The following is a 22037-nucleotide window of genomic DNA, read 5'->3' as shown; positions in this document are numbered from 1 at the left end:
CTAAAGCCCGAGGATAAGCTACTAATCGCGTTAAAGCTTGAGGAGTTGGGCGTTGACTCCATTGAGGCTGGATTTCCAATTGTTAGTGAGGGTGAGTTTAGGGCCGTTAAGTCAATAGCTAGGGAGGTAAGTAATTCAGAGGTTATTGCATTGGCGAGGACCAGGAGGGAGGATATTAATAAGGTGATTGATGCCGACGTGAAGGCCATACACATTTTCATAGCCACATCAGACCTGCACATGAGGTATAAACTTAGGATGAGTAGGGAGGAGGTGGTCGAGGCTGCCGTGAACGCAGTAAGCTATGCGAAGTCCCATGGCCTAACCGTGGAGTTCAGCGCTGAGGATGCTACGAGGAGTGACCCTAAGTTCCTGGTCAGGGTTTTTCAGGAGGTTGTTAATGCCGGCGCTGATAGGCTCGATATTGCGGATACCGTGGGTGTTATGTGGCCGAGTAAGATGGCGTCGCTCGTTAGGTTTGTTAGGGAGAATGTTAGGGGGGGTAATTACCTACTTAGTGTGCATTGCCATGATGACTTTGGGATGGCCGTGGCAAATAGCGTGGCTGCGATTGAGGCTGGAGCTGACCAAGCTCATGGGACCATAAATGGCGTTGGTGAGAGGGCAGGTAATGCAGCACTTGAGGAGATCGCGGCCGCCGTGAGGTTCTTGCTTAATTACGAGGTTGGAATTAAGTTCGAAAAAATTAAGGAGGTCTCTGACCTAGTCTCTAAGCTCTTTGGAATACCAGTACCGCCCAACAAGGCCATTGTTGGAGCCAACGCCTTCTCGCATGAGTCTGGTATTCACGTGCATGGGGGGGTGCTCTCGAACCCACTGACCTACGAGCCAATAGACCCTGGGTCAGTTGGTATGAGTAGGAGGATAGTCGTTGGAAAGCACAGCGGTAAGCACTCAATAGTTTACGTTCTTAAGTCCATGGGCATCGAGCCGCGTGATGACCTTGTTAATGCAGTGCTCAGGAGGGTTAAGGAGTTAGGTGATATGGGCATTAGGGCCTCTGAGGAGGACATTAGTCGCATAGTGATGGAGGTGCTTAATCATGATGATAGATTGAACTAAGAAGGCTGATTATGATAGCGAACATTTTACTCTATTTTTAAAATTTAAGCACCTACTCCCTCAAATACTTATCCTCACCCCCCCTTAACCAATCATCCCTAACCGGCGAGTAAACATCAATTACGAGCGAGTCCTCAAGGGCCTCAACACTGTGCATGGCGTTTGGGGGGTATATGAACTATATCGCCAGGCTCCGCTATGTATACCTCATTATTCACGGTAAACCTTAACCTACCCTTAATCACTATTGAGACCTGCTCATGAGCGTGGGAATGCGGCTTAACGACTGAGCCCTTTAACAGTTTGAATTGAGCAATCGTCACCCTGAGCCCGTGCATGTGTTTCCTATAGATTAAGTTTCCAAGCTTTTCCCAATTGGATTCCTCGTACTTAAGTAGGCCATTACTTAGTTATATGATTTTGATTTTTAAGTACTAATTCAGTATGGTCAGTATTTTCTATAGATTGGCAATGCATAAAAATAGGCTATGTAATTACTCCTGATGAGGATAGCCGTAATCGAGGGTGATGGCATTGGACCTGAGGTGACCAAGTCCGCCATTGAGGTTCTTAAGATGGCTGCGTCTAAGTACGGCTTAAACATCGATATTGCCTACGTTGAGGCCGGCGATAATGCAGTTAGAAAGTATGGGGAGGCATTGCCAAGTAGGTACTGGCCGATAATAGAGGGTGCAGATGCAATATTGAAGGGACCCGTGGGTGAGAGTGCGGGTGATGTTGTTGTCAAACTAAGGAGGGGGGGGCTTGACCTATACGCCAATATTAGGCCAGCGAGGAATTACCCAGGGGGGGTTAAGGCGGTTAGGGATGGCGTGGACTTAGTCATAGTGCGTGAGAATACTGAGGATGTCTACGTGAGGGCTGAGTACATGATTAATGATGATACGGCAGTAGCCCTTAGAGTGATAACGAGGAGGGCTAGCGAACGCATTGCCAGGGTGGCCCTCAATATGGCGAGGGCTAGGCGCAGGAGGGTCACCATTGTGCATAAGGCCAATGTATTGACGGTGTCAGACGGCTTGTTCAGAAGTGTCGTTAGGAATGTCGCGAGGGAGTACCCTGAGGTGTTGATTAATGAGATGTACATAGACGCGGCAGTCATGGACCTCGTTAGGAGGCCCCCCCAGGACTTCGACGTCATAGTAACGACGAACTTATACGGCGACATACTGAGTGACTTGGCGGCCTACGTAACCGGTAGCATAGGGCTTGCACCCTCAGCCAACGTGGGCGATAATAAGGCATTATTTGAGCCAATACATGGCGCAGCCTTCGACATAGCCGGTAAGGGAATCGCAAACCCAACGGCAATGATACTAAGTGCAGCATGGATGCTCAGGTGGTATGGGGGGGAGAGGACAGGGAATAATAATTACGTGGCGGCGGGAGGTGCGGTTGAGGATGCCGTAATTAACACCCTAAGCCAGGGAATACACACGCCTGACCTAGGAGGCAATTACACTACCGAATCCTTTACTACGGAGGTAATTAAACGCATTTAATTCATTAATGTAATAGTTAATATTATTAATAAATATTTAATTAAGTATTATAGTTAAATTTTTGAAAATAATCATATGCATTCCTGGTTATTTTCATCATTATTTAATATATAAATATTCAGGGAATAAAAATAACTTATTTACAAATTCCCTAGGAAATATAAAACTTAAATACTCTTTACATGTGCTTATTTATTGCCAATACATATGGTATTTATCGTTAAGTACCCAATGGATTGCGGAATATTTGGCGTTATTAAGCGTGGTGAGGGTTCTGATAGGGTTAATGGCGATCTTGTGGCTAGGGCTATGGAGGCCATTAAGTTCAGAGGTGCAGGGTTGGGTTCGGGCTTTGCACTGCTCAATCGGGAATCCATGGGCCTTAGGATGGGTGTTTTCGTTAAGGAGGAGTTGATGAATAATGCCGTGGACACGATTAAGTCTGTGATGAGGGATAGCGGTATTGACTCGGTGGATGTGAGGGTTAGGAATAAGCTGGGGGGGCCAATAGTGGATTTGGAGGTTAAGGTCTTCAATAGTGCTGAGCCTAGCCCTAATTTTGCAGGTATTGTTAATTCCATTAACGACTTACTGTGGGAGGATAGGGCTGGCAGGGTTTATTACTGGGGGGGTGAGCATATTGACGTGTTTAAGGGTGTTGGTTACCCAAGCGAGATAGCGTCCGTTTACGGAATAGAGAGATACACGGCTGATCTATGGATCGCCCACACGAGATTCCCAACTAACTCACCTGGCTATTTACCGTATTGGTCACACCCATTTTCTGTGGGGGGGACATTGCCGTGGTTCATAATGGTGAGTTAAGTAGTTACGGTAACCACGTGAATGCCCTATCCCATAAATACGGCCTTAATTCATTCGTGGGCACGGATAGTGAGGTGGCCGCATACCTAATGCATTATCTAATTAATGTGCATGGACTTGACATTGAGGATGCCATAAAGGTACTAATTGGTTCATCACCTAAGTACGCAGTTGACAGTAACGCGCTATCGCTAATTAAGCAATTTAGGTGGGCCATGCTGGATGGCCCCCCCTTCGCAATACTCATGGGCATATACCATAATGACGACCTTTACCTCGTGGCGATGGTCGATAGGTTTAAGCTGAGACCCCCCCTCGTCATAGGCATGGATGATCATTATTACTACGTGGCCAGCGAGGAGGCAGCCATTAGGACCGTGTCACCGAGTGCCAGGGTTTGGACTCTCGAACCCGGTGGGTACTTCATAGCCTCATTAAGGCGTGGCATTATTTCATGGGGGGGTAGGGCTAAGGAGGAAGTTGATACCTTCTTCCCACAGAGGTCATTCCCAACCTATGTTGGTAGAGACGCCATAAATGCTGAGGGCCTTAGTTATAGGGAGCTAAATGAGGAAATATTGAGGAGAGCATTGAGCGGTGAAAGGATCATCAGGGTCATAAACGTTAGGGGGGGCCATAGATTCATAGGCGTGAACTTACCGAGGCATGGCATAAGGGATGTCAGGGTTGAGATATATGGTATTCCAGGTAATTCATTAGCCAATCTCAATAATGGCGTTGAGTTCGTGGTTTACGGCAATGCTCAGGATGATGTCGCTGACACGATGCACGGCGGTAGAGTGATAATACACGGCGATGCCAGGGACATACTCGCCCAGGCATTGCAGGGTGGTGAGGTCTTCGTGAGGGGGGGTAACGCAGGTAATAGGGTTGGTATTCAAATGCGTGAGTACCGTGATAGGAGGCCCTACTTAATAATTGGTGGTAGGGTCGATGATTACCTCGGTGAGTACATGGCAGGCGGTGTAGTCATGGTTCTCGGTATTGACGCATTGAATAAGTGTAATGCCCAGTTGGTAGGTAAGCACGTGGGTAGTGGCATGGTGGGCGGTAGGATATATATCAGGGGGGGCAGGGTACCTGAGAATAAGGTAGGCTTAACAATACCCTACTTTGAGCTCAGGGAATTCCTCGATGCGTCAAGGGATGAGGAATTAGGACAGGATGAAGTTAATAGGTTACTTAGTGTGTTGATGCGTTCGGAACATGTCAGGAGGAATAGTATTGAGTATAGAGACTTGAACAAAGACGAGGTTAAGGAATTGGAGCCCATATTACGTAAATTTGCCCATGACTTTAACTTAAATGAGTCAATAATTGATTATTTACTAAGCTCTAAATACACAATTATAACCGCTGAGTAATGCTTTATTATTTTGATATATTATTTAGATAGGATGGTAATATTTATAAATAGGTTATTTATTAATCATTGAATGAATTATATAATAAATATAAGCCTAGGCAGGTAATTAGAGACTTCATTAGGTTAACGAACAAGGGACCAACAAGCGATTTCTGGTATAGTGGCGTTATTGAGGAGATTAGGGAGATGGCGATGCACGGTAGGCCAATTAGGATATTTAGGAGGGGGGGCGTTAGGAGGTTTAGGATCCTTGATAATGTTGATTTTGGGATTGACGAAATCAAGCTGACGGGTAATGAGAGAGGTAAGGCTAGCCTCACATCATTCATAGGGGGGGTATCGAGGTGTCCGCGCCCATATACCTGGCCGACATGTCCTTCGGATCCCTCGCCGGAGTCCCAAATATCGTAGAGGCGGAGCTCGCGGACGAGTTAATGCTTATTAGCGGCACTGGGGGAGGGTGGGCTTCACCCTGAGGTTGCTAGGCACAGGAGGATATTCGTTCAATGGGCCTCGGCTAGGTTTGGCGTTGACATAAACACGTTGATGGCGGGCATGGGCATTGTGATTAAGATTGGGCAGGGTGCGAAACCTGGTATTGGCGGTCACCTACCTGGTTCCAAGGTTACCCAGGTCATATCCCAGGTCAGGAGAATACCGGTAGGCGTTGACGCGCTATCGCCTGCGCCACACCATGATATATACTCCATAGAGGACTTGAAGCAGAGGATTGACGCACTCAAGGAGGCGACGGGCAAGCCTGTGTTTGTAAAGATCGCCGCCACGAATTACACGCCGTACATTGTCACGGGCATAGCCAGAATGGGCGCTGATGGAGTGATAATCGATGGCCATGGAGCTGGTACGGGAGCCACGCCATTGATTGTTAGGGATAACGTGGGCATACCCATTGAGTTAGCTGTGGCCTCTGCCGATAGGATGCTTAGGGAGGAGGATTTGAGGGACAGGGTCACATTAATAGTCTCTGGGAGGGTCTCCACGTCGGATGACGCTGCTAAGCTCATAGCCCTCGGGGCAGACGCGGTTGCCCTTGGAACAGCCCTACTGATATCCATGGGGTGCGTCATGGCTAGGACATGCCATAGGGGTAATTGCCCGGCGGGAATAACAAGTAAGATTGCAGACGGGTCTGTGATTGTCGACCACGACTTCGCCCTAAAGTCCTCAAGGAACTTCCTGGTGGCGTTCATGGAGGAATTAAGGTTAATCCTGGATCACTTGGGCATTAATGACGTTAAAGGGCTTGTGGGTAGGAGGGATTTATTACGGGGTCGCTGCATTGATGAGATCACGGCTAGGGTGTTGGGCATTAAAGAGGTGGATTGCGATACTGGGGGGGATGGGGGGGATATTACGAGCCAGGGCGATGTCTGGACCCCCCCCGACTACTCAATATATGCAACGCAGCTTGTGAGGAGCGGTGACGTGGTAATAGTTAGTATGGGTAGTAATGGACCTCCTGAGGTTGAGCCTCCAAAGAGATTAATTGACTGGCTTAGGTTTGACGGTGCTCAGGTCACGAAACCAGCCATAGACCCATATAGGGAGGACATAGACGTCTCAACAATACTCGCCGGTGGTAAGCTGTGGCTCTCCATGCCGGTGATAATTAGGCCACCAAGGACTTGGATGATGAACTCATTAAAGCCGCTAAATTCGTGGTAAGGGCTAATTCGGTGATGATAGACCTTGAGGGTATGGACGTGGTAGATAATAAGCACTTAATGAGGGTTATGTGGGATAGGTATGTTGATGGCTTGGGCGCACTTGTGGTGAATCACGTGGGGGGGCAGGCTGGGTTTAGCGTTGGCGTACCTACGTACCTGAGGGTCACCAGTGCCAGTGAGGTTGGTAATGCCGTGAATAAGCTAGTGAGCAGTGATGGTCGATTTAGTGGTGTAATAATCGACATTGATGATGACCATCCAGAGGTGAGCCTGGTAAGGCTTGATTTGGAGCTTAGGAGGAGGGGTGTCAGGGATTACGTGGATTTGATAATACACATGCCCAGTGTTAGGAGTAGTGGCGATATTGTTAAGTTAGTGGCCCTTGGTGCGGACGCGGTTATCATAAGTGGTTTTGTGGAGAGGGCTTTGCATGGTTATGAGGGTATTGAGGACTTTAGGCTCAGGCTAATGAGGTTCCTAACGGGTATTAAGAGGGAGATTGCCCAACTCCTTGGCGCAGCCGGCATATACTCGCTTCAATCAATAATTGGCAATAGGGAATTGCTCAGGGCGTTGAGTGGTAGGGTTAGGAATATGCTCATGGTTAAGCTCGCCGGCGAAGACGCACTTTATAGGTAATTGCCGGTTGAAAATATAATAAGTAGTTTACGCCATGGTAATATTTATAAAGTATAGCCAATAGGCAACTGCGTGGTTAACCAGGAATTTCAGAACTAATTGACGCAATAATTAGGGTTGAGGAGGACCTGGACAGGTTGAGGTATTTGTTGATTAAGCATGGAGGTAATGTGAGGATTACTGAGCTTGTGCAATCAATACGTGAACCATTACTCCTTAAGTTCGTGAATGAGTTGCTGATTAATAATGATAGGGTTGCCTACCTAGGGCCTGAGGGCAGTTATTCCCATGAGGTTGCGATTCAGTTATTTGGCGGTGGGGGGGCTATGCTCACGCCACTTAGGTCCATAAGTGATGTGGTTAGGGGGGGTGTTTATCAGGGTGATTATGGCTTCGGTGTTATACCATTGAGAATAACCAGGCGGGGGGGTTGTTGGGGGGGAGTCCATGGAGGCACTGCTTAGGTGGGGGGGGTCTACGTAAATTACGCAATTGATTACAGGGTGACCCTATGCTTAGTGGTTAATGATGGCGTTGAATTGGGAGAGATCAAGGAGGTTTACTCACACCCACACGCGATTAATGAGGCACTTAACTTCATTTCCAGGCTTAATGCCTCAATAAGTTACACACAATCAACGTCAGAGGCACTAAGGCTAGTTAAGGGACATAGGCATAGGGCAGCGATTGCGTCTAGGATTGGGGGGGCTGAGCTCTACGGGCTTAAACCACTGGTTTGCGGCATTGAGGATAACCCAAACTATACCAGGTTCCTGATAATAACTAGGCACATGAATAGGTCTGGGGGGGATAGGACGCTGGCGATATTCTCAGTACCCAATAGGCCGGGCTCCCTATACAACGCATTGAAGCCCTTTGCCGAACTCGGTATTAACCTGTCAATGATCTACTCAAGGCCTAATAGGGGGTAGTCCCTGGGGTTACGACTTCCTGCTTGAAGCGGAGTGCCAATTGTCCAATGAGGAGTGCTCGGGAGCGTTTAATGAGTTGGGTAGGGTTGCTGTTTACGTGAAGTTATTGGGTAGTTACCCAGTATCCCGTATTCATTAATTGGCTAATTCTATATACTCAATCGACGAATTTATATAAAATAAGTATAGCTTATTAAGCAGCACTCCATTAACCACTTAGCCATGAACCGCATTCCAAGGAGCATGTGCACGCAACACCCAGACAACGCCAGGGTGCCTGGCTGGGCTAGGGATAGCATAATCCAGGGCGATGATGAGGTTCACGAAGCCTACCTGGCCTACAGCCTATATGGCTGTCATGAGGTCATGTGGGACTTCGAGGGTAAAGACGTGGACATCTACGTGGTCAGAAAACTACTCAGTAGATACCCGGACTTCTTCAGGGAGCGCGTTATTGGTAGAGACGTATACCTAACACTCAGACTACCTAATCCTTGGGCTGAGACGGCCGAGAGGAAGTTATTCTCGCAGGCTCTTGAGTTAATACCCACGGCCTATGACGTGGCTAGGGAATTCTACGGCACTGACGACATTAATGGGGTATTCCAAGTAATACTTCCATTGACCTCGAGGGCTGAGGAGCTCATATTTACGTATAGGTACTATGAGAAGGTAGTCTCCGGCAAGGCCTTCATTGAGTTACTTCCCAGCGTCAAGGTCATGGACGTCCTGGGCAGCGTTAAGCCGAGTACAATAGACGTGATACCGCTCATAGAGGACTTGAACTCAATGCTTAGTATTGATAAGATAATCATTGGTTATTGGAAAGCGGTTAGGCCGAGTTACCTCAGGATCTTCATAGCCAGGTCAGACCCAGCAATGAACTACGGCTTAGTACCCGCAGTCCTCATGGCTAAGATAGCCCTTAGCAAGGCGTTGTACTTGGGTAAGGAGCTTGGGCTTGGGATTTACCCAATAATTGGTGTTGGACCCACACCATTTAGGGGTCACCTAACGCCGTATAATGTGGACAACGTCATTAGGGAGTACCCATGCGTGCACACGTTCACTGTGCAGTCAGCGTTTAGGTATGATTACCCAGAGGGTGAGGTTATTAACGCCATTTCGAAGCTAAACAATAGGGCGCCAAGCAATGACTGCGCCATCCCTGACCATGATACTCTCATTACCATAATCAATAAGTACGTAGTCAATTACCAAAGGGAGATCGAGGGCTTGGCAAGCGTCATAAATAGGGTTTCAAACTACGTGCCCAGGAGGAGGGCCAGGAAACTACACATAGGCCTATTCGGCTATAGTAGGGGCTTCAGGGGTATCGTGCTGCCCCCCCGCGCCATAACCTTCGTGGCCGCGCTATACTCATTGGGCATACCACCCGAGATACTCGGCGCATCAGTCATTAATGAGCTTAGTGAGGGGGAGTACGCAACGCTGAGGGAGACCTACGTAAACCTGGTGCACGACCTAAACAGAGCCGCTAATTACATATGCCATGAGTGCGTTGACTTAATGGCCAGGTTTAGCGATGTCTTTGGAGTTGATAATGAGGTAATTAATGCCGTGAGGAGAGACATTAAGGCGCTCGAGGACATGGGCATAAAGACAGGGCCTAGGGATTATGAAGGTAAAAAGCATGAATTATTGGCTCAATTACTCATTAACTCATTGATTGAAGGTAAGGAGGAGGATACGGCCAGGTACATGGTTGAGATGGCGCAAATAAGGCATGCAATAGGGTAATTAACAGCTATTATTGATTCCCAAATCGATAGCCATGGGGTAAAACCGAGAAAACTTAAATTTCCAAAACAAGTAAATCCCACAGCGGCCGTGGTCTAGACTGGTCTAGGATGGCGGCCCCCCCCGAGCCGCAGAACCCGGGTTCAAATCCCGGCGGCCGCACCAAAATAGCGTTCAGACTTCCTTACCACATTACAGTTCGTTGTTTTCGTGTTACAGAGTACTTGAATAGGATTCTGCATTAGCTTGTACGGTATGGTTACTTGTGGGCTTTATGACCTTAAGAGGATTCTTAGTAATGTTAGGGTTAGGGTCATTAATTGCGTGATGGAGCAGAAGCGTGTTAAAGCCAGGGATTTGGGCGTGACTCTTAATTTTTATTTCGATTATTCGCTCTAGTAAGCGTAGGTTCGCTGAGGAGGTTCCTGAAATTGAGCTGACAATGGTGAGCGATATCATTAAGGTTATCGCCAGGGTTAAAGCCAATCCCGAGTTTAGAGATTCACTCCTTTCATACCTTAAGCGTTATTTGGTTAGTGTGTTTGTTCTGTTAGTGGTAGGTACGTTGTTTCTAATTGAGATTTTGAGGAGTTTAGGAGATTAAAGACGCAGCTAAGCAAATTCTTAACCGTGAGTTCAAGCTTTATGAACCGCGTAAGTTCTTCACGACCTGGATAATTGGCAGGGTGTTCCGAAGTTAATCGAGAATATCCTGCGGGATAGGGCACCACCAAGCGAGAACAGAACCCTCATCAAGCATTATTGGCTGCCTGAGCATGAGGAGCTTAGGAATTGGTACCTAAGGAATGCGCCATATTTGCCGTGTCGGTGATTTTCCCTTTAGGAGAAACTTAATTAAGTTTTAGGTATAAAGCATAAACAGCGGGGTGGGCTGGTCCCCCCCATCGGTGCCGGCGTATCATCATCACTCAGGCGGTCCACCACACGTCATCGGGTTTAACCCCCCCCACCCCCCCGCACATCATAATCATCAATGCCAATCAGTAACAATTAAGGAACCATGATTTAAAAGGTATACCTGCTAAATTAAGAAATTCCCTAATCAACACCACATGCAACTAGCACCGATTTTGAACGTGAGGGCGAGACTGAGCAATTACATGGCTCACGTATTTGCAATCTAAGAATTATTAGTTGCTTCATCATAAGAAATTAATTACTGCACGAACATAACCGTGTAGTCGCTTAAAGGAGGCCCTTCTGTAATCTCCTGCTCTTTCAATATTCTATTGAAATCTTTTTAATGGTTTGAGTCCTAATTGCCTTTGCCCTCACTCATCGCCTCATTAAGCATTTTTCCGAGTACTTCACAGGTCTTGGCGACTAACCCTGCCAGTGATTAGCCTTAGCAACTCTGAATGCCTAAGTAGTAATTGGTCTTGTTTATTATCATGCCCATTAAGTGGAAGCCCTGGGCATTGGAGGCTTGCTGCGTGCCTAGGAACGTGACGTAGAACGAATTGGTGGGGAGACGTAATAATTGATGACTACGGTGGCTTGCAGCGCGAATTGATTGTAGTATAAGTTGGTGAGTATGAAAACACCTAAAATTGCTGGACCGCCAGTCATTTGTAACCGCCAAGGTAAATCAGTAGGGAATGTTCCAGTTACTAGGGAACCCGTCAGGAAGCCCCCCCACCCAATGGGGCTAGGCGAGTAGGTATTAGTCACGGTGCTTAAGATGTAGGATATCTGATTCGAACCGGTTTGCGTCGCCGGCGGTGCATTACTGCATTGGTGGTTTACTGGGTATGAGTATCCGTCCAATAGGCTTATTGGTAATTGACCAGTTATTTTATAGTCATACAGTACTGCCGTGAACATCCCCCCCGTGATAGGTCCATTACCAGTGTCAAGGCCTGGATATACGAAAAGCACGTTACCGGAGATCTCACTTGGGGAGATTGATAGTGGTAGCGTTCCATTGGCCCAGTCGTTTAACGGCCGGCCATGCACGTACTCCTCAAAGGATACATAGGAAATATTGCCGTAGAGTCCTAGATAGACGAAGCCCTGGCCTGGGGGGGTTGTGTATGTCAAGTCCGTCCCCCCCGACAGTGTTGAGCTCGTTGATGAACCATGCTCAACGACAACAACTCCAACCCCCCCTCCCTCATTGTTTACATAACCACCAACAAAGGATGCATATTCGCCTTCTAAATAGTAGTTATTGTTAAATGTTATTGTTGGGCCTACGAGCAATAATTGCGACGTTAGGGATGATGTATCGGGGGGGTACGATAAGTCGATAATGCCGTAAAGCCCAGAACCCTTTTGCGCAGTGCCAGCGAAATCAAGATCAATGGCGGATATGCTGCTTCGTATCGCGTTCTGGCCCCAGCCAACGAACATCAGCGGTATTGGTCCCTCAAGCTCGTTGCACTGCTTAGGCACCCAGTACGCTGCAGCTGTGTCAGTGGGTATTTGATTAGCCACATTATTGATTTCGCCGTTTCCCAAGCAATTACCAACGTATAAATAACCGAAGTAGCTCCCCCCCCTACCACTGCCAGTAATCACCGCGGGCTCCACCTTAGATGCGTTATTTATGGCGTCACTGCTCGTACGTGACGTAACCGGTTTAAGTATTGCCGGCTTGACCTTATCGAGCTTAGTCGCGACCGCAATTGATACGGGCTTCCTCGTGACTACCCAAGATGGGTCGTAGGGATTGCCGTGATTACAGTCCACGACTTATTGCCTGAGGTATACGTTATGAAGGCTATTAATGACGGCCATAGGGCCTCACCATACCTGCTAAGCCACCTATTGGCCACGTGAGTGATTAGGCTACCCGTGAGGTTTATTGACACGGCGCCATTACCGTAGTAATAGCCAACGACGTATAGCTTGCCGGGCGTGATGGCGAAGAGACTAACGGTTATTGGTACAGGCGAACCATCATACACACCCCCTAATCACTATCGTCGGTTCACCAACGGATAATCCGTAGTAATCCACCTGATAATCAGTCCTATTAATCACCATGAATGGCCTCAAGCCAGCCCTAGGCTGTTGGCTAAAGGCGATGAACGCAACCAACAAGACCGATAATACCGAGAACGCCAGAACCATCACAACCAACCACCTTATTCCTGGGCCCATAATGAGCTTGCTCACCATGTCCATCACCCATTGCCTGTTGGTGGTAGTGTTTGTCCGATTGCGAATGATGGCGCGTACCCAATGGCGAGTGGCCTTGCATTGGTGAGTAGTCCTGGTGTTAGTTCCTGCGGTAATTGGCTTATTGGGCCTGTAACGTTTATTACGTAGATTATGGGCACCTCTGTTATGTACCTACCCTCCACGTAGAGCTGCTTAGCCGTTGGTGTGGCGTTGGACACGCCGTAAACGCCGATCAACCCAATCCAGTCATTATTAACCATTAACCCAACCTCAGAACTCTCGTTGGTCATAGCACACGAGGGTAGTGCGTAGGGTACTGCTGAGTAGATGATGACCGTTAAGTTATCACTTGGCGTTAGGTTGATTGTTGGGAGGCGATTCCATAGCTTGTGTACTCAACTAGGGCGTATGTTTCATTCCTAAGGCTCAGTAGTTGCCAGAAGGTCACGGTCTCATTACCGTAATGGTATGGTATACTCACAGAAGTCTTTAAACCAAGGATTGGCGACGAGTCATTATTCACGGCAATTAACTTGCCATTAACATAGACACCAAGCATCATGGCATCACTCGGATTTGGCAGTCTCGAGAAGGCATTTAAGGATGCATTAATTAAGTCGGCTGGGAAAGCCATGTAGATGACTACGCCATTAATGGTTACATTACCATGAACGTGATAACGGAGGATAACCATTGAATTTCCAGGAATAACTATGAAGTGATTGTTGCAATAGAGGAAGCCGTAATCAATGGCCTTAGGCATTACATACGATGGGAGGAAGTGCCTGGGTATGAGGAAGTACCTAACCACGAATGAGATGACGGCAATGGCGACTACGAACACGGCAATAATAAGCAAAAGCCCTGATCTAGAACCCATACCCATCAAGAGTAATAAATATGCAGACTTTTTTACTTCGGGTGTTCATAAAAAGTGAGTCGAATGAGGTTGAGTAGGCTTTACGGTTTATGAATACCCGCTCATTAACGTACTCCTTAGGCGAGGTATTCGATGATTGAGAGCATTGATTTGAATACGCCTAGCCACTATTGGCTTCCTTCTTCACGTTATCGCTTATGCCGATCCTCCTTTCGAGAATCTTTACTTCATAATCTATGTTCACGAGGTACTCCCAAAGCGCGTCTAGCGCCTCGTCCTTATCCACGAGACCAAGCTTAGCCTCAATGACAGCCCTAAATGCGCAATCAAGGAATTTATCCAATTCCGTGCCAAGGCACCTAAGGGACTTCTTCACATTATTTTCTATTCCAGATAGGCTTAAATTATTTTCTATCCCAAATAAAAAGTAAAATAAAAAGAGATCACGAACATACATAAGTATCTCATGGATAATCTAAAGATAATTTATAGATAATATAGACAATAGGCCAGGGATAATTAATATAAATAACTAAGAGACAAATACAGTAGAGAAAAAGCCCATACCTGCCTTGCATTCACACCATTGGGCCACCCACGACCCGGCAAAACCGGGCCGCGGGACCCAATGGTGTGGGTCATGCAGGGGGCAAAATTCTTGATCTCAATTATTATTTAATTGCTTGTGGTAAAGATCAGCAACTAACTGAGGAAAGCCTTTTAACATTATTGTTTAATTGAGTTGGTTAATGGAGTTTTTAGTCCTTAATTGGCAGAGGCTTGTTGACTTGACGCTGGACTTGTCGTTGATGGTTAAGGAATCGGGTTATAGGCCTGACTCAATAATTGCGATATTAAGGGGTGGCTATATAGTGGGTAAGTTAGTCTCTGACTTCCTCGGCATTGATGACTTGGTGGTGCTTGGGCTTGTGAGTTATGGTACGAGGATCGGCCAGGGTGAGGAACCCGTCGTCACCTACCCAATAATACGTGATTTAAGGGGTAGGAACGTTTTAGTTGTGGATGATGTGGCAGATACGGGTAAGACCCTAGCCACGCCCGGGATCTAACTAGGTTTTATGGTGCCAGGGAGGTTAGGGTGGCAACCCTCTACGTTAAGCCTGGTCAAGGGTTAAGCCTGATTACTACGTCGGCGTCACGGATAAGTGGGTTTTATTCCCATGGGAGGTTGGTGAGGTGGTTAGGAACCAGGCCCAGGGCTCAGACCCTGAATCCGTAATTAGGAATTTGAGACTTAGCGAATATTTTGGTGATGACTTCGTTACTAAATTAACGAGACTCCTCCGTTAAATCACTCATACTCAATCGTGGCCGGGGGGCTTCGGCGTCACGTCATAACCAACCGCGGCAACCCTATCATCATTATTCAGTATTTCCTGTGCAACCTCCATAAGCGTGTCTCGCGGTATCCGGGGGGGCACGTCAGCCGTCATGAAGTCCTCGGTGAGCACAGCCCTTATTGAGACGAAGTACTTACCGGAACCCCCCCTCCCCCCCATTAATTCATAGACCACGTGGGTGACCTCGCGAGACGTACCCAGGTACCTATATAGGTCGTAGATCAAGCCCCAATCACCTGGGTCGCCCCCCCTAACCAGCGCTATATTTCCATAGGACCTGGAATCGCCCTTAACACCCGTAGCCCTAACCCTGAATAGGTAGGCGTTTAAACCGCCAAATCCATTAATCATCCTTGAGAGATCCTCACTATATGCCAAGTCATACTCCCACGCAGCCGCAAACCACTGACTCAAACCCATGCCCTCCAACTTACTCTCAACGATTTCCGTAGCCCTCCTGACAACGTCAAGCTTCTCAAGCGTTAACTCACCCACAGCCCTAATGCTAAGTCCAGGCCCTGGGAATGGCTGCCTACTAATTATTTCAGCCGGCACACCAAGCGCCCTGGCTAATTCCCTGACCTGGTCCTTATAAAGCTCCTTAAGTGGCTCGAGGAGTTTAAAGCCATACTTAGACGCGGTGTCTATGCCTATTTGCTCAAGCACATTATGCTGCGTCTTAATTCCACCCCCCCTCGTCTCAATCCAGTCAGGGGGCTATTGTACCCTGGACAAGCCAATCACAGCCATACCTCCTGGCAATCTCGGAGAGAACTCCATAGAAAACCTCCCTAAACTTAATCCTCTTCTCCTCGGCATCACCGAGCCCAAGCATTTCACGGTAAAACCTATCATGCGCATCAATAATCTCTATTGGAAGGACATCCCTAAGCAACTCCCTAACGTGCGCCGGCTCGTTAAGCCTCATGAAGCCCGTATCTATGAATACGGCCCTAAGTCTATCACCGATTGCCTCCTGATCAGGACCGCTGCCGTAGTACTATCAACACCACCCGATATTGCCGCGACCGCGCACCCAATGGGCAATGACCTAATGTCCTCAACCGCCTTATCAATCCATGTCAACTCCATGTTAGTTTATGTTCAATGGATTGTTTAAATACCTTAGCCTCATAAATCCCCGTATTACCCAGTTAATTATTTAATCAAGTATATAAATAATACCATATCATGCGCGATGGCATAGCTCAAGGAAGTTTCTCATGATCACGAGCCCATACTCCGTATGCCTAACCTCGGGATGGAACTGAACACCAAACCTATTAATTCCCTCATTAACCATTGCCTCAACGGGCACGGCATCACTATGCGCAATTACCTCAAAGCCCCCCCTGGGCTGCCTGGCAACGCTTATGTTATGGCTCTCCCAGGCAATGAACTCCCTGGGAACTCCCCCCCTAAGTATTGTGTCCTCCTTATCGACATAGACCCTAACACCACCGAACTCGGGCCTATCCCTAACCAACTCACCACCGTATGCGTATGCCATTAATTGATGCCCAAGGCAAATACCAAGCACAGGTCCTGGGAACTCAAGAATGTAATTAATGGCATTGCCTGTCTTGGGCAGGTCCTCGGGTATGTTCCACGGACCACCACTAATAATTAAGCAATCAAATAACTGCCTGATCCTATTAAGCGGTTCGCCTGGACTTAAAAACTCACCCCCCCTAAAGCCTAACTCAGTCACACGCCTAAGTATTAAGTGATTATATTGACCACCGAAATCAAGAATCCCAACAACCACGGAATAACTACTTCATAACTATTTAAATATTTTTCATCAACAATAAGCCAGGTCCACGCAATTGGCACAGTATTGCTATCGATTTATTGTTTAATGAATTAATTAAACAATTTAATTAATTATTTAAATGAAAAATCGTAGATTCTCACGCGAAAGATTTTTAAATATTCCAATTCTCGATGGAACAATGGGGGGGCTAAACAGGGCGTATTCCTTAGGGAATCCACGGGTTTGGTTAAGGAGGCTGGTTTTTGGGATGCCGTGTCGATAAATATCGCCAACATGTCAATAGGCGCTGCCCTCGGCACAGCAGGCTTCACGCTGGCTGCTCTACCAACGGTGGTTGGCGTTAACTTCGTATATGCATCATTAATTGCGTTCCTGCTCTCAATACCCCAGGTAATTGTCTATTCGTTACTTACCACGTTAATACCACGCACCGGCGGCGATTATGTATGGTTAACAAGGGCTTTTGGGCCTAGGGTTGCTTGGCTCGTTAATGGCCTGGTCATGGCATTCGTTATACAGGCATTGGCGTACTACGCGCTCATTGCGATAGCCGGAGTTTTCCAGCTCGAGTCGGTACTACCATACTGGGTTTAAATACGTCCTTTAGTACCTGGGACGTGGTGGCCGTAGCCATAGCCTTCTTCGCCGTCATAGTCCTGGCTAACATATTAGGCACTAAGTACGGCTTTAGGTTAATGACCATACTAACCACGATATCGATGATTGGGTTAGTAATCGCGATAGCCATAATGCTCCTAACACCAAGGCAAACGGCAATAGCAGCAATTAATAATCTACTACCAAGCGGCTACACATACTCATCACTGGCCAGTAGCTATAGGGGGGCCTGAGGCCACATTAAGTGGCGTACTCATGGTAATACCCTTCTTCGCCCTCTACGTATACCCATGGCTAATGGCAGGGCCTGCAATAGCCTCTGAAATAAGGGGGGGTAAAAGCGCGATTAAGTACAACGTACCTGTCGCAGCCCTCATCACCATGGTAATGGCAACCATAGGGTTTGAGGCCATGTATTACTCCCTGGGCTTTAACTTCGTTACTGAGGCCCTATCCAACCCCAACGTTAATGGTGTTATTAACTTCTGGACGATTGCTATGGTTTTATCCAATAACTACGTACTTAAGTGGTTCATTGGAATCTCATCGGTTACCTGGTACCTTGCAATACTCGCCTACGGAGCCATAGTCATCGTTAGATACTGGTTCGCCCTCGCCTTTGATAGAGTTTGGCCGAGCGCCTTCGCCTACGTAAGCCCAAGATTCGGAACACCAATATACGCCCATTTATTTGACTTAATCGTTACCTCAGCCCTCATTGCGGTTACTGGGTTGTTTTACGGGACGTTCACGGCGCTTTACGGTACTGAGGTCGGGCCATTAACGTACCTGGCATTTGTAGGTATTGCTGCAGTGATAATAGCGCTCAGGAAGAACTATGAACTGAGTGGCAGGGCTAAGGCGGCACTCATCGTTGCCGGCATTCTTCAATTCCTGGTGTTCATTTACCTGGACTATGAGTTCCTAGCCTACCCGCAGATTTGGGGGGGTGGTAACTGGCTCGCCTACGGTGTAATAATCGGCGCCTTCGTACTGGGGGGGTCATTGCCTACCTAGTGGCTAGGTCCATATACCTGAGGAGGTATGGCATGGACATTTCCGTGGCGTACGTCGAGATACCGCCTGAGTGATTATTGATGGAGCGGGTTGACCTAGTCATTAGGGCTAGGTACGTAGTAACAATGTCAAATCCGATGGTTATTGAGGATGGGGGGGCCGTAGCCGTAGATAACGGCTTAATCAAGGCCGTGGGTAAGGCGAGCGAGGTACTCAGTCAATATAGGGGGGGTGAGGAGGTCATTGATAGGGGGGGTAGGCACATACTGATGCCGGGCCTCATCGACGCCCACACCCACACCCAACAAGTCTTGCTTAGGTCGTTCATTAGTGATGAGAGGCTTGCGTTACCTCCGATATGGGTTAAGCTCCTAATACCCTTTGAGGATTTACTAACCGATGACTTAGCACGCCTATCATCCTAGTGAGCGTTGCCGCCATGGCTAAGAATGGCATTACATACTTCATAGAGGCAGGCGCACCAAAACCTAGGGAGTTGATTAGGGCTATTAATGAGGTTGGTATTAGGGGCGTGGTCACGCCCTCAACCTTCAACTTACGTGATAACGATGTAATCAATGCTAAGGAAGTAATACGTAGGATTGAGGAGCTACTACCTGAGGTTAACGAGAGGGTCAGGGTTTGGTGCTCAATTAGGCAGATAATGATGGTTACCGAGGACTTACTCCTCGGTTTAAAGGATCTTTGCCTAAGCAGAGGCTTGGGCGTGACTTACCACCTTGGCGAGTATCAGGGTGAGGTAGACTATGCGCTCACTAGGTACGGCGCCAGGCCACTTGAGGTCTTTGATAGGTTGGGCTTGACGTTGATTAGGCCCACGGTTATTGCGCATGCGGTTTACCTGTCAAATAGGGAGAGAGCAATTGTCAGGGATAGGGGTTTGGGAATTGCCTGGTGCCCAACAGTCGACTCCCTGGTGATGGGTCAGCATTGGTTACCAATGTTTAGCGACGTGTTATTTGGCTTTGGCAGTGATGGTGGTGCGTTCACAAGCCTTGACATTCTCCATGAGGTTAAGGTTGCTAGGGCCGTGGGTAAGGCACTTACAGTTGGCATGACCTATGATAAGTCCTCCTTTAACTCGGTAACGATGCTCAGGGCACTCACAGGCTGGGGGGGTGGACTATTGGTTGGGGGGGATAATGTGGGCGTGATTAATGAGGCTTCAGGGCCGACCTAATAACGCTTAGGCTAGATGATGTCAGGGCATTGCCCATATACGACCCAGTGGAATCCATAGTGTCATTACTGAATGGCCACAGTGTTAATGACGTGATTGTTGGCGGGAGATTTGTGGTGAGGGATGGCGGATTAGTCAGTATTGATGAGGGGGGGGAATTGATTGAGAAGCTGTATGACGTGATTCCCGAGATTCATGGGAAATTGAGTAATATGGTTTAATGGCATTTCATTTTACTTAAGTAAAATAATAGGAATATGGAGGTTTATAAGGCATGAACCTATTTAATGTCTTAAATTTGAAAATTCCTTAATAACGCACGTAGAATGCACAACAAGCCCCCCCTCGGGGGGGCAAGTTAGTTTTTTAAGGTCATTCTAATCAGCATAGGTAGCCATGGTCCTGCTTAAAATAATAGAGAGTTATATTGAATTGCTTGTATTTAGCATAATAGCTGGATTGCTCGGTTCACTAACTGGGTTGGGAGGTGGTACTGTCCTTGTGCCATTGCTTACATTATTCCTTGGCATACCAATCGCCTACGCCGCCGGCGCATCGTTAATATCCACAATAGCCACTTCGAGCGGCGCAGCCAGCGCCTACATTAGGGATAGGATAACAAACGTGAGGATTGGCATGGGCCTCGAGATAGCCACGACAACGGGCTCGATAGTTGGTTCATTAACGGCAGCCTACATATATAGCCACGGGCTTGCCTGGATCGTGTACGTGGTGTTCGGCATAGTCATATTAACCTCAATAATACCAACGGCCCAGAGGGGGGGTAAGTACGAGATTCCAGACCCAAGAAAGCCTGATTGGACCACGAGGGTGTTTAAGCTATATGGTAGTTACTACGATGATGCCCTTAAGATGGAGGTTAAGTACTGGGGGGGTGTTCGTTGGTGGCTTGGCGAATTAATAATGTTCTTCGCCGGCTTTATTAGTGGTTTGTTGGGTATTGGTAGCGGCGCACTCAAGGTTCTCGGTATGGATTGGGCCATGAACCTACCAATGAAGGTGAGCACAACAACAAGCAACTTCATGATAGGGGGGGTGACCGCCGCCACAGGTAGTGCCCTATACTGGTACTTCGGTTATATACAGCCAATGTTGGCCGCAGTGACGGCAATAGGCGTCTTGATAGGGGCCATGAGTGGTACGAAGATACTGGTGAGGATTACGAATAAGCAGGTTAGGTGGGTCTTCCTGGCAATACTCGCCTTCCTCGGCATGGAGATGCTGCTGAAGGGTCTATACCTGGACCACATAATAACGATAGCCGTGGCAACCCAGTACATATTGAGTATAATATTCACGGCGATAGTTATGACGATACTCTACTACCGCTATGGCGTGTTAATGGCTAGGAATGAGAAGAGGACTGCGGTAGGGGGGGTGGTGGGAATGCCTAAGTGGGATATGGACTACGTAATCGGTTTAACCCTTAGGTACGGCGTGATAATAAGCATAGCCCTAATACTAATCGGTATTGCCCTATTCCACGTTAAGGGCGAGGCCCTTGGATGCAGCGAATCCCTAGTCATGAGCCCAACATCCCCCCCAATAAACACCACGGTAATACCGCCGCATACGCCCTATCTAGACTACCCAACCTCGACCCACTCTCATTCATAATACTTGGCCTCATGGTGCTGATAGCAACCCCCCCAGTGCTCAGGGTAGCCCTTGGCGTTGCGTCCTTCGCAATGGAGAGGGATTGGCTCTACGTATTCATAACGGCCGTGGTATTCATGAACCTAATGCTCGCAATATTCGTATTACCATCAATAATGCACCTACACGCAAACACCCAATTACTAAGACTGCTCTGCCCATCCTCATAAAACCCCATTAAGCCCCCCCTCAAAGGACACTATTATTGACGCAGCTATTATTAGGGCGTAGGCTATCAATGTCAATGCCGTGGGCACCTGACCAAAGAGCAGAAATCCCCAAAGAGCCGCCAGCACGGGCTCCACCGTGGCTATGACCGAGGCCGTGGAGGCCCTTACCCTAGACACACCCATTGCGAAGAGTCTATAGGGTATCACTGTGGTCACAATGCCCAGATAAACACCCCACAGGGCTGGATTGACTATTGGCCTCCATGAATCTGTAATTATTGAGTAGGTTATGGCTGTCGGTGCCGTGATTATTAAGGTATATGGTATCGCGCCCCCAGGAAACATCAACCT

General features: G+C 47.7%; 31 protein-coding genes, 1 tRNA gene and 1 pseudogene. 21 read left to right on the top strand and 12 right to left on the bottom strand.

Annotated features, from left to right (window positions below):
* Positions 1–24 precede the first annotated feature (24 nt).
* On the top strand, positions 25–1083 hold the full coding sequence (locus JCM11217_RS10735; RefSeq protein WP_243679271.1) for a 2-isopropylmalate synthase: 1059 nt from the start codon (positions 25–27) through the stop codon (positions 1081–1083).
* Positions 1084–1226: 143 nt separating this feature from the next.
* Here the strand turns inward: JCM11217_RS10735 and JCM11217_RS16595 are convergent, their stop codons facing one another.
* Entirely contained in the window at positions 1227–1421 is a 195-nt protein-coding gene (locus JCM11217_RS16595; protein WP_243679253.1) for a cupin domain-containing protein, read from the bottom strand.
* A 165-nt stretch (positions 1422–1586) separates the two neighbouring features.
* Here JCM11217_RS16595 and JCM11217_RS10725 point away from each other — a divergent pair, with 165 nt between their 5' ends.
* From JCM11217_RS10725 to JCM11217_RS16565, 11 genes and pseudogenes are all read left to right on the top strand, one after another.
* On the top strand, positions 1587–2606 hold the full coding sequence (locus JCM11217_RS10725) for an isocitrate/isopropylmalate dehydrogenase family protein (RefSeq protein ID WP_054842910.1): 1020 nt from the start codon (positions 1587–1589) through the stop codon (positions 2604–2606).
* A 195-nt stretch (positions 2607–2801) separates the two neighbouring features.
* Positions 2802–3431, top strand: coding sequence for a hypothetical protein (locus JCM11217_RS16590; protein WP_243679252.1), 630 nt, complete (start codon positions 2802–2804; stop codon positions 3429–3431).
* Positions 3410–4816, top strand: coding sequence for a glutamate synthase (locus JCM11217_RS10720; RefSeq protein WP_243679251.1), 1407 nt, complete (start codon positions 3410–3412; stop codon positions 4814–4816). The genes JCM11217_RS16590 and JCM11217_RS10720 overlap by 22 nt, the downstream gene beginning before the upstream one ends.
* Positions 4817–4884: 68 nt before the next feature.
* Positions 4885–5229, top strand: a complete 345-nt coding sequence (locus tag JCM11217_RS16585) for a hypothetical protein (RefSeq protein WP_243679250.1) — start codon at positions 4885–4887, stop codon at positions 5227–5229.
* Positions 5230–5313: 84 nt separating this feature from the next.
* A complete protein-coding gene (locus JCM11217_RS16580; RefSeq protein ID WP_243679270.1) occupies positions 5314–6504 on the top strand; it encodes a glutamate synthase-related protein in 1191 nt (396 codons plus the stop codon).
* A complete protein-coding gene (locus JCM11217_RS16575) occupies positions 6465–7145 on the top strand; it encodes a hypothetical protein (RefSeq protein WP_243679249.1) in 681 nt (226 codons plus the stop codon). The genes JCM11217_RS16580 and JCM11217_RS16575 overlap by 40 nt, the downstream gene beginning before the upstream one ends.
* Before the next feature lie 224 nt (positions 7146–7369).
* Positions 7370–8077 (top strand): annotated as a pseudogene (locus JCM11217_RS10710) (prephenate dehydratase).
* A gap of 222 nt (positions 8078–8299) precedes the next feature.
* Positions 8300–9838 carry a phosphoenolpyruvate carboxylase gene (ppcA, locus tag JCM11217_RS10705; protein WP_054842909.1) on the top strand — a complete coding sequence of 513 codons (1539 nt, stop codon included), beginning with the start codon at positions 8300–8302 and terminating at the stop codon, positions 9836–9838.
* 84 nt (positions 9839–9922) lie between these two features.
* Positions 9923–10003 (top strand) — tRNA-OTHER (locus JCM11217_RS10700).
* Between the two features lie 90 nt (positions 10004–10093).
* The gene (locus tag JCM11217_RS16570) at positions 10094–10237 is read left to right on the top strand and encodes a hypothetical protein (RefSeq protein WP_243679248.1); all 144 of its coding nucleotides are present in this window, start codon (positions 10094–10096) and stop codon (positions 10235–10237) included.
* Positions 10238–10280: 43 nt separating this feature from the next.
* On the top strand, positions 10281–10442 hold the full coding sequence (locus JCM11217_RS16565; RefSeq protein WP_243679247.1) for a hypothetical protein: 162 nt from the start codon (positions 10281–10283) through the stop codon (positions 10440–10442).
* Positions 10443–11296: 854 nt separating this feature from the next.
* On the opposite strand, the gene JCM11217_RS10695 is transcribed toward JCM11217_RS16565, so the two are convergent.
* The 6 genes from JCM11217_RS10695 to JCM11217_RS10670 all read right to left on the bottom strand — a co-directional run bounded on the left by JCM11217_RS10695 (position 11297) and on the right by JCM11217_RS10670 (position 14241).
* Positions 11297–12550, bottom strand: coding sequence for a hypothetical protein (locus JCM11217_RS10695; RefSeq protein ID WP_054842908.1), 1254 nt, complete (start codon positions 12548–12550; stop codon positions 11297–11299).
* Entirely contained in the window at positions 12508–12768 is a 261-nt protein-coding gene (locus JCM11217_RS10690) for a hypothetical protein (RefSeq protein WP_054842907.1), read from the bottom strand. The genes JCM11217_RS10695 and JCM11217_RS10690 overlap by 43 nt, the downstream gene beginning before the upstream one ends.
* Positions 12761–12964, bottom strand: coding sequence for a hypothetical protein (locus JCM11217_RS10685; protein WP_243679246.1), 204 nt, complete (start codon positions 12962–12964; stop codon positions 12761–12763). The genes JCM11217_RS10690 and JCM11217_RS10685 overlap by 8 nt, the downstream gene beginning before the upstream one ends.
* 23 nt (positions 12965–12987) lie before the next feature.
* On the bottom strand, positions 12988–13245 hold the full coding sequence (locus tag JCM11217_RS10680) for a hypothetical protein (RefSeq protein WP_243679245.1): 258 nt from the start codon (positions 13243–13245) through the stop codon (positions 12988–12990).
* A 95-nt stretch (positions 13246–13340) separates the two neighbouring features.
* Entirely contained in the window at positions 13341–13865 is a 525-nt protein-coding gene (locus JCM11217_RS10675; RefSeq protein WP_243679244.1) for a hypothetical protein, read from the bottom strand.
* 160 nt (positions 13866–14025) lie between these two features.
* Positions 14026–14241, bottom strand: coding sequence for a hypothetical protein (locus tag JCM11217_RS10670; protein WP_054842903.1), 216 nt, complete (start codon positions 14239–14241; stop codon positions 14026–14028).
* Positions 14242–14614: 373 nt separating this feature from the next.
* Between JCM11217_RS10670 and JCM11217_RS10665 the strand changes: the two genes are divergently transcribed.
* Positions 14615–14935: a phosphoribosyltransferase family protein gene (locus JCM11217_RS10665; RefSeq protein ID WP_054842902.1), complete on the top strand. Its 321-nt coding sequence runs from the start codon at positions 14615–14617 to the stop codon at positions 14933–14935.
* 252 nt (positions 14936–15187) lie between these two features.
* On the opposite strand, the gene JCM11217_RS16560 is transcribed toward JCM11217_RS10665, so the two are convergent.
* The 4 genes from JCM11217_RS16560 to JCM11217_RS10655 form a co-directional block, all read right to left on the bottom strand.
* Positions 15188–15892 carry a hypothetical protein gene (locus tag JCM11217_RS16560; RefSeq protein ID WP_243679243.1) on the bottom strand — a complete coding sequence of 235 codons (705 nt, stop codon included), beginning with the start codon at positions 15890–15892 and terminating at the stop codon, positions 15188–15190.
* 43 nt (positions 15893–15935) lie between these two features.
* Entirely contained in the window at positions 15936–16154 is a 219-nt protein-coding gene (locus JCM11217_RS16555) for a hypothetical protein (protein WP_243679242.1), read from the bottom strand.
* Between the two features lie 11 nt (positions 16155–16165).
* Positions 16166–16318, bottom strand: a complete 153-nt coding sequence (locus tag JCM11217_RS16550; RefSeq protein ID WP_243679241.1) for a hypothetical protein — start codon at positions 16316–16318, stop codon at positions 16166–16168.
* Positions 16319–16415: 97 nt separating this feature from the next.
* Positions 16416–16994, bottom strand: coding sequence for a gamma-glutamyl-gamma-aminobutyrate hydrolase family protein (locus JCM11217_RS10655; protein WP_054842901.1), 579 nt, complete (start codon positions 16992–16994; stop codon positions 16416–16418).
* 231 nt (positions 16995–17225) lie between these two features.
* On the opposite strand from JCM11217_RS10655, the gene JCM11217_RS16545 reads away from it, so the two are divergent.
* The 8 genes from JCM11217_RS16545 to JCM11217_RS16515 all read left to right on the top strand — a co-directional run bounded on the left by JCM11217_RS16545 (position 17226) and on the right by JCM11217_RS16515 (position 21686).
* On the top strand, positions 17226–17597 hold the full coding sequence (locus JCM11217_RS16545; RefSeq protein ID WP_243679240.1) for an amino acid permease: 372 nt from the start codon (positions 17226–17228) through the stop codon (positions 17595–17597).
* Positions 17598–17623: 26 nt separating this feature from the next.
* Positions 17624–17854, top strand: coding sequence for a hypothetical protein (locus JCM11217_RS16540; RefSeq protein ID WP_243679239.1), 231 nt, complete (start codon positions 17624–17626; stop codon positions 17852–17854).
* Positions 17855–17876: 22 nt separating this feature from the next.
* Positions 17877–18638 (top strand): hypothetical protein, encoded by a 762-nt coding sequence (locus JCM11217_RS16535; protein ID WP_243679238.1) that lies wholly within the window; start codon positions 17877–17879, stop codon positions 18636–18638.
* Positions 18639–18718: 80 nt separating this feature from the next.
* Positions 18719–19063 (top strand): hypothetical protein, encoded by a 345-nt coding sequence (locus JCM11217_RS16530; RefSeq protein ID WP_243679237.1) that lies wholly within the window; start codon positions 18719–18721, stop codon positions 19061–19063.
* Entirely contained in the window at positions 19063–19839 is a 777-nt protein-coding gene (locus tag JCM11217_RS16525; protein ID WP_243679236.1) for an amidohydrolase family protein, read from the top strand. Before JCM11217_RS16530 ends, JCM11217_RS16525 begins: the two co-directional genes overlap by 1 nt.
* Positions 19840–19868: 29 nt before the next feature.
* Positions 19869–20060 carry a hypothetical protein gene (locus JCM11217_RS16520; RefSeq protein WP_243679235.1) on the top strand — a complete coding sequence of 64 codons (192 nt, stop codon included), beginning with the start codon at positions 19869–19871 and terminating at the stop codon, positions 20058–20060.
* A 175-nt stretch (positions 20061–20235) separates the two neighbouring features.
* On the top strand, positions 20236–21477 hold the full coding sequence (locus JCM11217_RS10640; RefSeq protein ID WP_243679234.1) for a TSUP family transporter: 1242 nt from the start codon (positions 20236–20238) through the stop codon (positions 21475–21477).
* Positions 21366–21686, top strand: coding sequence for a DUF1634 domain-containing protein (locus JCM11217_RS16515; RefSeq protein ID WP_243679233.1), 321 nt, complete (start codon positions 21366–21368; stop codon positions 21684–21686). The genes JCM11217_RS10640 and JCM11217_RS16515 overlap by 112 nt, the downstream gene beginning before the upstream one ends.
* Here the strand turns inward: JCM11217_RS16515 and JCM11217_RS16510 are convergent.
* The gene (locus JCM11217_RS16510; RefSeq protein WP_243679232.1) at positions 21681–22031 is read right to left on the bottom strand and encodes an EamA family transporter; all 351 of its coding nucleotides are present in this window, start codon (positions 22029–22031) and stop codon (positions 21681–21683) included. The two genes, JCM11217_RS16515 and JCM11217_RS16510, sit on opposite strands and share 6 nt — an antisense overlap.
* Positions 22032–22037 lie beyond the last annotated feature (6 nt).

The organism is Vulcanisaeta distributa JCM 11217 (assembly GCF_001316005.1).
In the GTDB taxonomy this organism is placed as follows: Archaea; Thermoproteota; Thermoprotei; order Thermoproteales; family Thermocladiaceae; genus Vulcanisaeta; species Vulcanisaeta distributa_B.
The sequence above is the reverse complement of the archived record's forward strand: the minus strand, read 5'-3'. Positions and strand labels throughout refer to the sequence as shown.

What these genes read in the sequence shown, in the direction of transcription:
- JCM11217_RS16595 (WP_243679253.1), bottom strand. Translation starts at nt 1,421, where the DNA reads ATGCACGGGCTCAGGGTGACGATTGCTCAATTCAAACTGTTAAAGGGC.
- JCM11217_RS10725 (WP_054842910.1), top strand. Translation starts at nt 1,587, where the DNA reads ATGAGGATAGCCGTAATCGAGGGTGATGGCATTGGACCTGAGGTGACC.
- ppcA (WP_054842909.1), top strand. Translation starts at nt 8,300, where the DNA reads ATGAACCGCATTCCAAGGAGCATGTGCACGCAACACCCAGACAACGCC.
- JCM11217_RS16570 (WP_243679248.1), top strand. Translation starts at nt 10,094, where the DNA reads ATGGTTACTTGTGGGCTTTATGACCTTAAGAGGATTCTTAGTAATGTT.
- JCM11217_RS16565 (WP_243679247.1), top strand. Translation starts at nt 10,281, where the DNA reads ATGGTGAGCGATATCATTAAGGTTATCGCCAGGGTTAAAGCCAATCCC.
- JCM11217_RS10685 (WP_243679246.1), bottom strand. Translation starts at nt 12,964, where the DNA reads ATGGGCCCAGGAATAAGGTGGTTGGTTGTGATGGTTCTGGCGTTCTCG.
- JCM11217_RS10680 (WP_243679245.1), bottom strand. Translation starts at nt 13,245, where the DNA reads ATGGTTAATAATGACTGGATTGGGTTGATCGGCGTTTACGGCGTGTCC.
- JCM11217_RS10675 (WP_243679244.1), bottom strand. Translation starts at nt 13,865, where the DNA reads ATGGGTTCTAGATCAGGGCTTTTGCTTATTATTGCCGTGTTCGTAGTC.
- JCM11217_RS10665 (WP_054842902.1), top strand. Translation starts at nt 14,615, where the DNA reads ATGGAGTTTTTAGTCCTTAATTGGCAGAGGCTTGTTGACTTGACGCTG.
- JCM11217_RS16555 (WP_243679242.1), bottom strand. Translation starts at nt 16,154, where the DNA reads ATGAGGCTTAACGAGCCGGCGCACGTTAGGGAGTTGCTTAGGGATGTC.
- JCM11217_RS16550 (WP_243679241.1), bottom strand. Translation starts at nt 16,318, where the DNA reads ATGGAGTTGACATGGATTGATAAGGCGGTTGAGGACATTAGGTCATTG.
- JCM11217_RS16535 (WP_243679238.1), top strand. Translation starts at nt 17,877, where the DNA reads ATGGTAATACCCTTCTTCGCCCTCTACGTATACCCATGGCTAATGGCA.
- JCM11217_RS16530 (WP_243679237.1), top strand. Translation starts at nt 18,719, where the DNA reads ATGGAGCGGGTTGACCTAGTCATTAGGGCTAGGTACGTAGTAACAATG.
- JCM11217_RS10640 (WP_243679234.1), top strand. Translation starts at nt 20,236, where the DNA reads ATGGTCCTGCTTAAAATAATAGAGAGTTATATTGAATTGCTTGTATTT.
- JCM11217_RS16515 (WP_243679233.1), top strand. Translation starts at nt 21,366, where the DNA reads ATGCAGCGAATCCCTAGTCATGAGCCCAACATCCCCCCCAATAAACAC.
- JCM11217_RS16510 (WP_243679232.1), bottom strand. Translation starts at nt 22,031, where the DNA reads ATGTTTCCTGGGGGCGCGATACCATATACCTTAATAATCACGGCACCG.